The organism is Streptomyces sp. NBC_00344 (genome assembly GCF_036088315.1).
Classification (GTDB): domain Bacteria; phylum Actinomycetota; class Actinomycetes; order Streptomycetales; family Streptomycetaceae; genus Streptomyces.
The window spans coordinates 1,713,650-1,725,649 of the sequence record NZ_CP107996.1 but is presented as its reverse complement, the minus strand read 5'-3'; the positions used below and the strand labels follow the sequence as shown (position 1 = coordinate 1,725,649).

At 68.3% G+C, this 12,000-nt stretch carries 11 protein-coding genes and 1 pseudogene; 9 read left to right on the top strand and 3 right to left on the bottom strand.

Features of this window, described 5'->3' with window-relative positions; genetic code table 11:
* Positions 1–92 precede the first annotated feature (92 nt).
* A pseudogene (locus OHS16_RS32090) lies at positions 93–806 on the bottom strand (murein hydrolase activator EnvC family protein); the annotation flags it as partial.
* A gap of 118 nt (positions 807–924) precedes the next feature.
* On the opposite strand from OHS16_RS32090, the gene rpsB reads away from it, so the two are divergent.
* The 5 genes from rpsB (at position 925) to OHS16_RS07565 (ending at position 5,502) form a co-directional block, all read left to right on the top strand.
* Positions 925–1,863: a 30S ribosomal protein S2 gene (rpsB, locus tag OHS16_RS07585; protein ID WP_328536412.1), complete on the top strand. Its 939-nt coding sequence runs from the start codon at positions 925–927 to the stop codon at positions 1,861–1,863.
* Between the two features lie 93 nt (positions 1,864–1,956).
* Entirely contained in the window at positions 1,957–2,793 is an 837-nt protein-coding gene (tsf, locus tag OHS16_RS07580; RefSeq protein ID WP_328536411.1) for a translation elongation factor Ts, read from the top strand.
* A 157-nt stretch (positions 2,794–2,950) separates the two neighbouring features.
* Positions 2,951–3,733: a UMP kinase gene (pyrH, locus tag OHS16_RS07575; RefSeq protein ID WP_328536410.1), complete on the top strand. Its 783-nt coding sequence runs from the start codon at positions 2,951–2,953 to the stop codon at positions 3,731–3,733.
* A gap of 126 nt (positions 3,734–3,859) precedes the next feature.
* A complete protein-coding gene (gene frr / locus OHS16_RS07570; RefSeq protein WP_328540749.1) occupies positions 3,860–4,417 on the top strand; it encodes a ribosome recycling factor in 558 nt (185 codons plus the stop codon).
* Positions 4,417–5,502 (top strand): phosphatidate cytidylyltransferase, encoded by a 1,086-nt coding sequence (locus OHS16_RS07565; RefSeq protein ID WP_328536409.1) that lies wholly within the window; start codon positions 4,417–4,419, stop codon positions 5,500–5,502. Before frr ends, OHS16_RS07565 begins: the two co-directional genes overlap by 1 nt.
* Before the next feature lie 148 nt (positions 5,503–5,650).
* Here OHS16_RS07565 and OHS16_RS07560 read toward each other — a convergent pair whose 3' ends face one another.
* Both OHS16_RS07560 and OHS16_RS07555 read right to left on the bottom strand, forming a co-directional pair.
* The gene (locus tag OHS16_RS07560; RefSeq protein WP_328540748.1) at positions 5,651–5,866 is read right to left on the bottom strand and encodes a hypothetical protein; all 216 of its coding nucleotides are present in this window, start codon (positions 5,864–5,866) and stop codon (positions 5,651–5,653) included.
* Between the two features lie 26 nt (positions 5,867–5,892).
* Positions 5,893–6,234 carry a DUF6233 domain-containing protein gene (locus tag OHS16_RS07555; RefSeq protein ID WP_328536408.1) on the bottom strand — a complete coding sequence of 114 codons (342 nt, stop codon included), beginning with the start codon at positions 6,232–6,234 and terminating at the stop codon, positions 5,893–5,895.
* Between the two features lie 219 nt (positions 6,235–6,453).
* Between OHS16_RS07555 and rlmN the strand changes: the two genes are divergently transcribed.
* From rlmN to OHS16_RS07535, 4 genes are all read left to right on the top strand, one after another.
* Positions 6,454–7,560, top strand: a complete 1,107-nt coding sequence (rlmN, locus tag OHS16_RS07550) for a 23S rRNA (adenine(2503)-C(2))-methyltransferase RlmN (RefSeq protein ID WP_328536407.1) — start codon at positions 6,454–6,456, stop codon at positions 7,558–7,560.
* Positions 7,561–7,766: 206 nt separating this feature from the next.
* Positions 7,767–8,852 (top strand): thiamine ABC transporter substrate-binding protein, encoded by a 1,086-nt coding sequence (locus OHS16_RS07545; RefSeq protein ID WP_328536406.1) that lies wholly within the window; start codon positions 7,767–7,769, stop codon positions 8,850–8,852.
* A 38-nt stretch (positions 8,853–8,890) separates the two neighbouring features.
* Positions 8,891–10,504 (top strand): ABC transporter permease, encoded by a 1,614-nt coding sequence (locus OHS16_RS07540; RefSeq protein WP_328540747.1) that lies wholly within the window; start codon positions 8,891–8,893, stop codon positions 10,502–10,504.
* The gene (locus OHS16_RS07535) at positions 10,504–11,526 is read left to right on the top strand and encodes an ABC transporter ATP-binding protein (protein ID WP_328536405.1); all 1,023 of its coding nucleotides are present in this window, start codon (positions 10,504–10,506) and stop codon (positions 11,524–11,526) included. The genes OHS16_RS07540 and OHS16_RS07535 overlap by 1 nt, the downstream gene beginning before the upstream one ends.
* Positions 11,527–12,000: the final 474 nt, after the last annotated feature.

The window sequence follows — 12,000 nt, the reverse complement described above, 5'->3', positions numbered from 1 at the left end:
CAGTGCGTCCAGAGTGCCACTGCGGCCAGGAGCAGGGCATGGACCGTGTCCGGCACCGCCGGAGCCGCCGCCTCCGCCGATGCCGGGTGCAGGCCGGCAGCTTCCGCGGGGGAGTCCTCCTGTCCTGCCGGCTGCGGGACACCGAAGACCGGGAGCAGCCGGGACGGGCCCAGGTGCAGCATGTCCGCCGGCAGCAGTGACAAAGGGTCCAGATAGGTGTCCCCGCGCAGAAGACCCCAGTGCAGGCACCCTGAGGGACAGTGGAAGGGCCCGTCCTCCAGGACCGCCACGACCTGTCCCGCAGTGACCTCGTCACCTTCAGCGGCGATCGCCCGCACCGGTGAGAAGGTCGTACGCAGCGGAGTGCCGGCCACCGCAACGGTGACCACGCCGCGCCCCGCCACCTGCCCCGAGAACAGGACGCGCCCCGGCGCGGCGGCCTTCACCGGCGCACCTGAGGGTGCGGCCAGGTCGACCCCGCGGTGACCCGGTCCGTACGGCGAGGCGGGTGGATCCCAGCCCCGCACGATCCGGGGGCGGCCACCGAGCGGCCAGCTGCGATCGCCGGCGGTCGCAGCCGAGGCGGATACGGTGCCGGGCAGCACCACAGCGAGCAGAGCCGCCAGGGCAGTCAGTAACAAGCGCATGACGGATAGCGTCGCCCGCCGAGCGGATCCGCGGGGATCATGGCCGGGATCTGTGGACCGCGCAACGGTTGTGGACATCGTCGTCACCCGGCACCCACCGGGTCCCGTACACTTCAGGTGGCGATCCGGGTCACCGGGTCGACTTCGCACGCCCCCCATCACCCCTTCTGCGGTCGATGGACGCGCCTCTCGGTCCCTTGTGGCATGGCGCGTAGGGGCGTCAGGCGCGGCAGCAACCCTGCGGTCGCGACAACCGAGCACCTCAAGGAGTACGGCCATGGCCGTCGTCACGATGCGGGAGCTGCTGGAAAGCGGCGTCCACTTCGGTCACCAGACCCGTCGTTGGAACCCGAAGATGAAGCGTTTCATCTTCACGGAGCGCAACGGCATTTACATCATCGACCTGCTCCAGTCGCTGTCGTACATCGACCGCGCCTACGAGTTCGTCAAGGAGACCGTTGCCCACGGCGGCTCCATCATGTTCGTCGGTACGAAGAAGCAGGCTCAGGAAGCCATCGCCGAGCAGGCGACGCGCGTGGGCATGCCGTATGTCAACCAGCGCTGGCTGGGCGGCATGCTGACCAACTTCTCCACCGTCTACAAGCGTCTGCAGCGCCTCAAGGAGCTCGAGCAGATCGACTTCGAGGACGTGGCGGCGTCGGGTCTCACCAAGAAGGAGCTCCTGGTCCTCTCGCGCGAGAAGGCCAAGCTGGAGAAGACCCTCGGTGGTATCCGCGAGATGCAGAAGGTGCCCAGCGCCGTCTGGATCGTCGACACCAAGAAGGAGCACATCGCCGTCGGTGAGGCGCGCAAGCTCCACATCCCGGTTGTCGCGATCCTCGACACCAACTGCGACCCCGACGAGGTCGACTACAAGATCCCGGGCAACGACGACGCGATCCGCTCCGTCACCCTGCTCACCCGCGTGATCGCCGACGCCGTCGCCGAGGGCCTCATCGCCCGCTCCGGCGCCGCGTCCGGCGACCAGAAGCCGGGCGAGAAGGCCGCCTCCGAGCCGCTTGCCGAGTGGGAGCGAGACCTGCTCGACGGCGAGAAGAAGGCTGACGAAGCAGCTCCGGCCGCCGCCGAGGGTGAGAAGCCGGCCGAGGCCGAGGCCGAGGCCGAGGCCGAGAAGCCGGCCGAGGATGCCGCTGAGGCTCCGGCCGAGGCTCCCGCCGCCGAGGCCGCCCCGGCCGCGGACGCCGAGCAGGCCTGACCTTCACCGGTTCGGTAGTTGACGGCGGGGGCCCCTGGGCCCCCGCCGTTCACCCGTAAGATCTTTCAGACTTCGAGAGAGAATTTCACGATCATGGCGAACTACACCGCCGCTGACGTCAAGAAGCTCCGCGAGCTCACCGGCGCCGGCATGATGGACTGCAAGAAGGCGCTCGACGAGGCCGAAGGCAGCGTCGACAAGGCCGTCGAGGCCCTTCGTATCAAGGGCCAGAAGGGCGTCGCCAAGCGCGAGGGCCGCTCTGCCGAGAACGGCGCCGTCGTCTCCCTCATCTCTGAGGACAAGACGTCCGGCGTCCTGCTCGAGCTGAAGTGCGAGACCGACTTCGTCGCCAAGGGCGAGAAGTTCCAGGCCGTCGCCAACACGCTCGCCGCCCACGTCGCCGCCACCTCGCCCGCCGACCTCGCCACGCTGCTCGCGTCCGAGATCGAGGCCGGCAAGACCGTCCAGGCGTACGTGGACGAGGCCAACGCCAACCTTGGCGAGAAGATCGTCCTGGACCGCTTCGCGCAGTTCACCGGCGGTTACGTGGCTGCGTACATGCACCGCACCATGCCCGACCTCCCGCCGCAGGTCGGCGTCCTGGTCGAGCTGGACAAGGAGAACGCCGAGGTCGCCAAGGACGTCGCGCAGCACATCGCCGCCTTCGCCCCGAAGTACCTCAACCGTGACGAGGTTCCGGCCGAGACGGTCGAGAACGAGCGCCGCGTCGCCGAGGCCACCTCTCGCGAGGAGGGCAAGCCCGAGGCCGCCCTCCCGAAGATCGTCGAGGGTCGCGTCAACGGCTTCTTCAAGGACGTCGTCGTTCTCGAGCAGGCGTTCGCGAAGGACAACAAGAAGTCCGTCCAGAAGGTTCTGGACGAGGCCGGTGTCTCCCTGACGCGTTTCGCGCGCATCAAGGTCGGCATCTGAGTCTGTACGCGATTCATCAAAGACCCCGATAGGGTCTGACGCAGTCGTCCACGTCCGCGCCGGACGGCCGCAGATCTGACGAGGAGGCCATTGCCGCACAGGGAACCGCAAGGACCCACGGCAATGGCCTTCTTCGTATGTGCACGAGGAGATCTCCATGGAAAAGGCCGACAAAGCCGACAAGGCCAGTGAAGCCGGGCAGAGTGACGGCGGTAAGAGGCACGGCCGCTTCATGCTGAAGCTGTCCGGTGAGGCGTTCGCCGGCGGGGGCGGCCTCGGCGTCGACCCCGACGTCGTACACGCCATAGCCCGCGAGATCGCCGCGGTCGTCCGCGACGGCGCTGAGATCGCGGTCGTCATCGGCGGCGGGAACTTCTTCCGCGGCGCCGAGTTGCAGCAGCGTGGCATGGACCGGGCGCGCTCCGACTACATGGGCATGCTCGGTACCGTGATGAACTGCCTCGCCCTCCAGGACTTCCTGGAGAAGGAGGGCATCGACTCCCGGGTGCAGACCGCCATCACCATGGGCCAGGTCGCTGAGCCGTACATCCCGCTGCGTGCCGTGCGTCATCTGGAGAAGGGGCGCGTCGTCATCTTCGGCGCGGGCATGGGAATGCCGTACTTCTCCACCGACACCACGGCCGCCCAGCGTGCCCTGGAGATCGACGCCGAGGCGCTGCTCATGGGCAAGAACGGCGTGGACGGGGTCTACGACTCCGACCCCAAGAAGAATCCCGATGCGGTGAAGTTCGACGCGCTGGAGTACAGCGAGGTGCTCTCCAGGGACCTCAAGGTCGCGGACGCCACCGCCATCACTCTCTGCCGCGACAACAGTCTGCCCATCCTGGTCTTCGAGCTGCTCGCCTCGGGCAATATCGCGCGCGCCGTCAAGGGTGAGAAGATCGGGACTCTCGTGAACGACCAGGGCACCCGGGCCTGAATACCGGGGAGGGCCGCCCCAGAGGTGGACAAGAACCTGCCGGTCGGACACCGTGCAGGACAGCACACGGGTTTATCCCCGGGCCTTGAGTACGCAGGGCCCACTCGAGACATGCAGGAGCAAGTGGTGATCGAAGAGACCCTCCTCGAGGCCGAGGAGAAGATGGAGAAGGCCGTCGTGGTCGCCAAGGAGGACTTCGCCGCGATCCGCACCGGCCGTGCGCACCCGGCGATGTTCAACAAGATCGTGGCGGAGTACTACGGCTCGCTGACCCCGATCAACCAGCTCGCCTCGTTCTCGGTGCCCGAGGCGCGGATGGCCGTGGTGACCCCGTTCGACAAGACCTCGCTGCGCAACATCGAGCAGGCGATCCGGGACTCGGACCTCGGCGTCAATCCGAGCAACGACGGCAATATCATCCGGGTGACGTTCCCCGAACTCACCGGTGAGCGCCGCAAGGAGTACACCAAGGTCGCCAGGACCAAGGCCGAGGACTCCAAGATCTCGATCCGCTCCATCCGCCGCAAGGCCAAGGAGACGATCGACAAGTTCGTCAAGGACGGTGAGGTCGGCGAGGACGAGGGCCGTCGCGCCGAGAAGGAGCTCGACGACACCACCGCGAAGTACGTTGCGCAGGTGGACGAGCTTCTCAAGCACAAGGAAGCCGAGCTGCTCGAGGTCTGATGAACGACTCTTCCTGGGGTGCCCCGCAGAGCGCCGACTATGTGGGGGAATGGCGACCGGCCCCCGACCAGGGGCCTGTCCCGGCGGGTCCCGCGTACGGCGAGCGTGAAGCCGAGCAGACTCGGCCCATGCCCATCGTGCCCGACGCAGGCAGAGACGACGCCGAAGACCGCGACCGTGACGATCGGGGGGCCGCTCGGCCGAGTGGTCCCCTGTTCCGTCCCGAGATGCCGCAGGAGCCCATGTCCGCCCCGCCGCCGCCCCCGGAGAAGAAGAAGGCCGGCCGTGACCTGCGGGCCGCGATAGGGGTCGGCGTCGGACTCGGCGCGGTGGTCGCGGCCTCGCTCTTCTTCTGGAAGCCGGCATTCGTCGGCGTGGTCGTGGTCGCCGTCGTGGTGGGACTCTGGGAGCTGACCTCCCGGCTCGAGGAACGCAAGGGCATCAAGGCCCCGCTGGTACCGCTGGCGGTGGGCGGTGCCGCGATGGTTGTCGCCGGGTACTCGCGCGGCGCCGAGGGCGCCTGGATCGCCATGGCGCTCACCGCGCTCGCTGTGCTGGTCTGGCGGATGACCGAGCCGCCCGAGGGATACCTCAAGGACGTCACGGCGGGTGTCTTCGCCGCGTTCTACGTGCCGTTCCTCGCGACCTTCGTCGCCCTGCTGCTCGCAGCGGACGACGGGCCGTGGCGGGTGCTCACCTTCCTGTTGCTGACCGTGGTCAGCGACACCGGCGCGTACGCGGTCGGCTGGCGTTTCGGCAAGCACAAACTCGCCCCGCGCATCAGCCCCGGCAAGACCCGTGAGGGGCTGTTCGGAGCGGTTTCCTTCGCGATGGTGGCGGGGGCGCTCTGCATGCAGTTCCTGATCGACGACGGCCAGTGGTGGCAGGGTCTGCTGCTCGGATTCGCCGTCGCGGCCAGCGCCACGCTCGGCGACCTGGGCGAGTCCATGATCAAGAGGGATCTCGGGATCAAGGACATGGGGACCCTGCTGCCCGGCCACGGCGGAATCATGGACCGGCTGGACTCCCTGCTGCCCACCGCTCCGGTCGTCTGGCTGCTGCTGGTGCTGTTCGTCGGGTCCTGACCGGCCCTGACCTGCTGTTATCGAGGGAGGGCCCGCTGTCCGCAGGATGGCGGGCCCTCCCTCAACTGTCTGCGGGAACCGGCGGCGATGCGGCATTGCATGGCAGTGGTCCCTGACCTGCACGTACTGCTGGCGTGGTGTCTTCCCTTCACCAGGTTCCGCTGTACTCGTGGGGCCGGCCGCCCTGCCACTCCACCCATCGGGGATCGTCCAGCATGTCACTGGCGTCCGGCAGCCCGGCTCTGCGCAGGAACTCGACCATGTCGGCGTCGCTGCGAGCGAGTCCCACGGTCTGAGCGTGGATCGTCACTCGCCGGCCGTTCGTCCCGGAGGCTCGGTGGGCGACTATCGGTGCGCCGCTCAGGCCCTCAGGTTCTGGCGCTTCTCGACTCACAGCACTCCCAGCTCTCTGTCGGGTCGGCAGAACGGGCAAGCCGTGATGCCACCCTCCGTGAGCGCGCGCAGTGCCTGCTCACGGGTCATCGACTGCGTCCTCTCTCCGCCCATGCCGCAGTCGCCTGTGTGGACGGCGTCGGCGTGGGACCCGCTACCCGTGCGCAGCATGGAGAGCTTCCACTCGGGCGCCGGCGGCGGCAGCGTGCGCGCAGCCCGGGCGGCTGCCGCCTCGCGATCTTCCAGCTCGGCGATCGTCCGATCGGTGCGGCCGAGCTGATACGCCTGCCACTCGCGCACGATGCGCAGGCGATCCAGGCGAGAGAAGTTTTCGGACACGTATTCGATTCTAGGCCGCCGCGGGCAGCCGTGCGTACCTTCTGCCCATCGTGCTATCGGTCACGGTCTCAACGCTGTGCCGGGCCGTCTCCGGGCCGTCAAAGGGGCGCCGACGTCGACTAATGACGACCAACGACGACCGGGGCGGAGGGTCTCTCGCCCTTTCTGAGCCGGCGGAGGTCTCTACGACCACGGCGTGTCTGTAACACTGGATGAACCATGCCTAAGCCCGGAGAACTCACTTTCGTCGCGCCCCGCGGAGCCAAGAAGCCGCCGCTTCACCTCGCCGACCTCACGCCCGCCGAGCGCAAGGACGCCGTGGCCGAGACCGGCGAGAAGCCGTTTCGCGCCAAGCAGCTGTCGCAGCACTACTTCGCCCGCTATGCCCACGACCCGGCCGAGTGGACGGATATCCCAGCCGCCTCGCGGGAGAAGCTGCGGGAGGCCCTGCTTCCGGACCTCATGAGTGTGGTGCGCCACATCAGCTGTGACGACGACACCACCCGCAAGACGCTCTGGAAGCTGCACGACGGCACCCTGGTCGAGTCGGTGCTGATGCGCTATCCGGACCGGGTGACCATGTGCATCTCCTCGCAGGCCGGCTGCGGCATGAACTGCCCCTTCTGTGCCACGGGACAGGCGGGTCTCGACCGCAACCTGTCGACGGCCGAGATCGTGCACCAGATCGTCGACGGTATGCGTGCACTGCGCGACGGCGAGGTCCCCGGCGGGCCGGCCCGGCTCTCCAACATCGTCTTCATGGGGATGGGCGAGCCGCTGGCCAACTACAAGCGGGTCGTCGGATCCATCCGCCGGCTGACGGACCCGGAGCCCGATGGTCTCGGCCTGTCGCAGCGTGGGATCACCGTCTCGACCGTCGGACTCGTCCCCGCGATGCTCCGCTTCGCGGACGAGGGATTCAAATGCCGCCTCGCGGTCTCGTTGCATGCGCCCGACGACGAGCTGCGGGACACGCTGGTCCCGGTGAACACGCGCTGGAAGGTCCGGGAGGTGCTGGACGCCGCCTGGGAGTACGCGGCGAAGTCCGGCCGACGGATCTCCATCGAGTACGCACTCATCCGTGACATCAACGACCAGGCGTGGCGGGGCGACCGGCTGGGCCGTCTCCTCCGAGGCAAGCCGGTCCACGTCAATCTGATCCCGCTGAACCCGACACCCGGCTCGAAGTGGACCGCTTCCCGGCCGGAGGACGAGAAGGCCTTCGTCGCCGCGATCGCCGCTCATGGAGTGCCTGTGACCGTTCGCGACACCCGTGGCCAGGAGATCGACGGAGCGTGCGGACAGCTGGCAGCCTCGGAGAGGTAGACCACGTGTAACGTGGGCCGTACATTTTCATATTCCGACAGGGGAGCGCCACAGCGCTGAGAGTGCGGCCACGCCGCAGACCCTCTGAACCTTGCCCGGGTCATTCCGGGTAGGAAGTTCGGTCACTACTCGAGCTGTTGCGCCCTGCCCGTCCCGCGCGGGCAGGGCCGCGTCTCTTCCTGGATGTCCATCCCAGGAGGAATTCAGTGAGCACCACCAAGAAGCTGACGGTCACCGTGCTGGCCGCCGCGCTGGCCGTCCCGGCGCTCGCCGCCTGCGGGAGCTCCGACAGCTCGGGCTCGTCCGCCGGGAAGTCGAAGACCGTGACGCTGGTCAGTCATGACTCCTTCGCCGCGTCCCCGGCGGTGCTGAAGGCGTTCACCAAAGAGACCGGCTACACGGTCCATGTCCTCAAGAGCGGGGATGCGGGTGCTGCCCTCAACCAGGAGATCCTCTCCAAGGGTTCCCCGCGCGGCGACGTCTTCTTCGGCGTGGACAACACGCTGCTCTCGAGGGCGCTCGATCACGGCCTCTTCACGCCGTACCGGGCGAAGGGCCTGGAGGACGTCCCGGCGAACGTACAACTCGACGCCGGGAAGCACCGGGTCACTCCCATCGACACCGGTGACCTCTGCGTCAACTACGACAAGAAGTACTTCGCGGACCGCAAACTCGCCGTGCCGCGCAGCTTCGACGACCTGATCAAGCCCGAGTACAAGAACCTCCTGGTCACCGAGAACGTGGCGACCTCGTCACCCGGTCTGGGCTTCATGCTCGGCACGGTGGCCAAGTACGGGAACGCCGGCTGGCAGGGCTACTGGAAGAAGCTCAAGGCCAACGGTGTGAAGGTCGTCGACGGCTGGGAGCAGGCATACAACCAGGAGTTCTCGGGATCGGCGGGCGGCCGGAAGGCCAAGGGTGATCGCCCGCTGGTCGTCTCGTACGCGTCGAGCCCGCCCGCCGAGGTGCTCTACGCCAAGCCGAAGCCGAAGACCGCCCCGACCGGTGTCGTGACCTCCACCTGCTTCCGGCAGATCGAGTTCGCCGGACTGCTGGACGGTGCGAAGAACCAGGCCGGCGGAAAGGCGCTGCTGGACTTCCTGATCAGCAGGAAGTTCCAGGAGGACATGCCCCTCAACATGTTCGTGGACCCGGTGACCAAGGGCGCGAAGATGCCGGCGGTGTTCACGAAGTTCGGCGCCGAGGTCCCCGCGCCTGAGACGGTCGCCCCCGGCACGATCGCCAAGAACCGTGATCAGTGGGTCAAGTCGTGGTCCTCCATCGTCCTGTAGCAGCGGCGGTCCGCGGGAACGCGGTGCGGCTCGGCCTGATGGCTGTGCCGGTCGCGTTCTTCGCGGTCTTCTTCGCCTACCCGGTCGTCGCGATCGTCGGCCGCGGGCTCAAGGCGGGCGGGGTCTGGCAGTTCGGCCGGATCGGCGAGGTGCTCGGCAGGCCGGACATCCTGCATGTGCTCTGGTTCACCAGTTGGCAGGCGGTCGCCTCGACCGTGCTCACCCTGCTGATCGCGTTGCCAGGAGCCTATGTCTTCGCCCGCCTGGACTTCCCGGGCAAGCAGCTGCTGCGTGCGGTGGTCACGGTTCCCTTCGTGCTGCCCACCGTGGTCGTCGGCACCGCGTTCCTCGCCCTTCTGGGGCGGGGCGGGCTGCTCGACCAGCTGTGGGGTGTCCGCCTGGACACCACGGTGTGGGCCATTCTGCTGGCGCATGTCTTCTTCAACTACGCGGTGGTCGTCAGAACCGTGGGCGGGCTCTGGTCGCAGCTCGACCCCCGTCAGGAGGAGGCCGCACGGGTTCTCGGTTCCTCCAGGTTCGATGCCTGGCGGAAGGTGACCCTGCCTGCGCTGGCGCCCGCCGTGGCCGCGGCCGCGCTCATGGTCTTTCTCTTCACCTTCACCTCGTTCGGGGTCGTGCAGATCCTCGGCGGGCCGGCCTTCTCCACCCTGGAGGTGGAGATCTATCGCGAGACGGCGGAACTGCTCGATCTCCCGACGGCCGCAGTCCTGACACTGGTGCAGTTCGTGGCGGTCGGTGCCATCCTCGCTCTGCACGCATGGACCGTACGGCGCAGAGAGACCGCTCTGGCGTTGGTGGACCCCGCGCGCACTGCCCGCCGGCCGCGCGGCGCGGGCCAGTGGGTACTTCTGTGCGGGGTGCTCGCGGTGGTGCTGGTACTGATCCTGCTGCCACTTGGCGTGCTGGTCGACCGGTCGCTGGATGCCCCCGGCGGGTACGGCTTCGCCTTCTACCGTGCGCTGCAGTCACAGGGTGCCGGTGGTGGAACGTTCCTCGTCCCACCGGTCGAGACGATCTGGAACTCCGTGCGGTACGCCCTGGCAGCGACCGTGATCGCGTTGCTCGTCGGAGGGCTCGCGGCTACCGCGCTCACCCGGCGCGCGGGCCGGCTGGTGCGCGGGTTCGACGCGCTGCTGATGCTTCCGCTCGGAGTCTCCGCGGTCACCGTCGGCTTCGGCTTTCTGATCACCCTGGACAAGCCGCCGCTCGATCTGCGGTCGTCCTGGATTCTGGTGCCGCTGGCCCAGGCGCTGGTCGGTGTTCCGTTCGTCGTACGGACCATGCTGCCCGTGCTGCGGGCCGTGGACGAACGGCTGCGTGAGGCCGCCGCGGTTCTCGGTGCCTCCCCGCTACGGGCGTGGCGCGAGGTGGATCTGCCGATGGTGCGACGTGCGCTGCTGGTGGCAGCCGGTTTCGCCTTTGCCGTGTCGCTGGGCGAGTTCGGCGCGACGGTCTTCATCGCCAGGCCGGACAACCCGACGCTCCCGGTGGCAGTGGCGCGGCTGCTCGGGCGGGCCGGCGAGCTCAACTACGGGCAGGCGATGGCCCTGTCCACGATTCTGATGCTGGTGTGCGCGGTGTCGCTGCTGGTTCTCGAACGTGTCCGCACCGATCGCTCGGGGGAGTTCTGATGCTGCAACTGGACGGTGTGACGGTCCGCTTCGGCGACCGGGTCGCACTGGACTCGGTGGATCTGGCCGTCGCGGAGCACGAGACCGTCTGTCTTCTGGGGCCGAGCGGGAGCGGTAAGTCCACTCTGTTGCGGGTGGTGGCCGGTCTGCAGCCGGCCTCCGCGGGACGGGTGCTGCTGGAAGGCGCCGACCAGCACGGGGTACCGGTGCACCGCCGTGGCGTCGGCCTCATGTTCCAGGACCACCAGCTCTTTCCGCAGCGTGACGTCGGCGCCAACGTGGCTTTCGGGCTGCGGATGCATTCCGTACCGCGGCATGAACACGCCCCCCGCGTAGAGGAGTTGCTGGAGCTCGTCGGCCTGCCCGGCGCGCAGCGGCGCGCGGTGGGGGCGCTGTCCGGCGGGGAGCAGCAGCGTGTCGCGCTCGCCCGCGCGCTCGCCCCGCGCCCCAGACTGCTGATGCTCGACGAGCCGCTCGGTCAGCTCGACCGCAGCCTGCGGGAGCGTCTGGTCGTCGAACTGCGGCAGCTCTTCGGCCGGTTGGGAACAACGGTGCTCGCCGTCACCCATGACCAGGGTGAGGCGTTCGCGCTCGCCGACCGGGTCGTGGTCATGCAGGACGGCCGCATTGCCCAGGTGGGCACGCCGCTGGAGGTCTGGCAACGCCCCGCTACGGAGTTCGTCGCGCGTTTTCTCGGCTTCGACAACGTGGTGGCCGCGACGGTCGCCGGCGAGGCGGCCGACACGGCCTGGGGAAAGATCCCGGTCCCCGAGGACTCACCGCAGGGCGAGGCCCGGTTGCTCGTGCGTCCCGGCGGCGTCCGGCTGGTGCCGCCCGACGAGGGGCTGCGCTGCACGGTGGAGGCGCGGACCTTCCGGGGCCATCACGTCGCCGTACTCCTCATGCCCGAACAGGGTCCCCAGCTGGAGGCGGAGTGCCCGCTGCGCGTCTCACCCGATGAGGGCGAGACGGTCGGAGTGGCCTTCGACGCCGGAGAAGTGGTCCTGCTGCCCCCTGAGTGAGCCCCTCGTTCCTGTGGCGCGAAGTCACGCCGGTTGGGTCGTGTGCCTCCTGGTGCGGCGGCGCATAGCCGCAGCTCGGACGGCTCACGCCGGTCGTCCGTCCCGGTGGCCCGGGGGTCTGGATCGGATCGTTCCCGATCATGGCGAGATGTCGTTCCATGCCGTCTGCCGCGAACCGGTCGGCCGCGGCGTCCGGTCAGCAGACTCACGGACGTCGGAGCGCCCGCCGGTATCGGGAGGGAGGCCGCCGCGGTCACCATCGGGGATCGTGGCGGCCTCCCGGAAAACGGCCTCTCACCAGGGCGGCAACACCCTCGGCACCATGCGGTACCAGCAGCCGGATGAGGACACGGGATCCTCTTCGGCACCCCGGCCGAGTTGCTCACCAGGAACTGAACGCCCCATACCGCATCAGTGACGCAGATCGTTAAGCGGATCGAAGGTCGCCGTAATGAGACAGATTTGGTTGTTAAC

What these genes read in the sequence shown, in the direction of transcription:
- OHS16_RS07535 (WP_328536405.1), top strand. Translation starts at nt 10,504, where the DNA reads ATGCTGCAACTGGACGGTGTGACGGTCCGCTTCGGCGACCGGGTCGCA.
- pyrH (WP_328536410.1), top strand. Translation starts at nt 2,951, where the DNA reads ATGGAAAAGGCCGACAAAGCCGACAAGGCCAGTGAAGCCGGGCAGAGT.
- tsf (WP_328536411.1), top strand. Translation starts at nt 1,957, where the DNA reads ATGGCGAACTACACCGCCGCTGACGTCAAGAAGCTCCGCGAGCTCACC.
- rpsB (WP_328536412.1), top strand. Translation starts at nt 925, where the DNA reads ATGGCCGTCGTCACGATGCGGGAGCTGCTGGAAAGCGGCGTCCACTTC.
- OHS16_RS07565 (WP_328536409.1), top strand. Translation starts at nt 4,417, where the DNA reads ATGAACGACTCTTCCTGGGGTGCCCCGCAGAGCGCCGACTATGTGGGG.
- rlmN (WP_328536407.1), top strand. Translation starts at nt 6,454, where the DNA reads ATGCCTAAGCCCGGAGAACTCACTTTCGTCGCGCCCCGCGGAGCCAAG.
- OHS16_RS07540 (WP_328540747.1), top strand. Translation starts at nt 8,891, where the DNA reads ATGGCTGTGCCGGTCGCGTTCTTCGCGGTCTTCTTCGCCTACCCGGTC.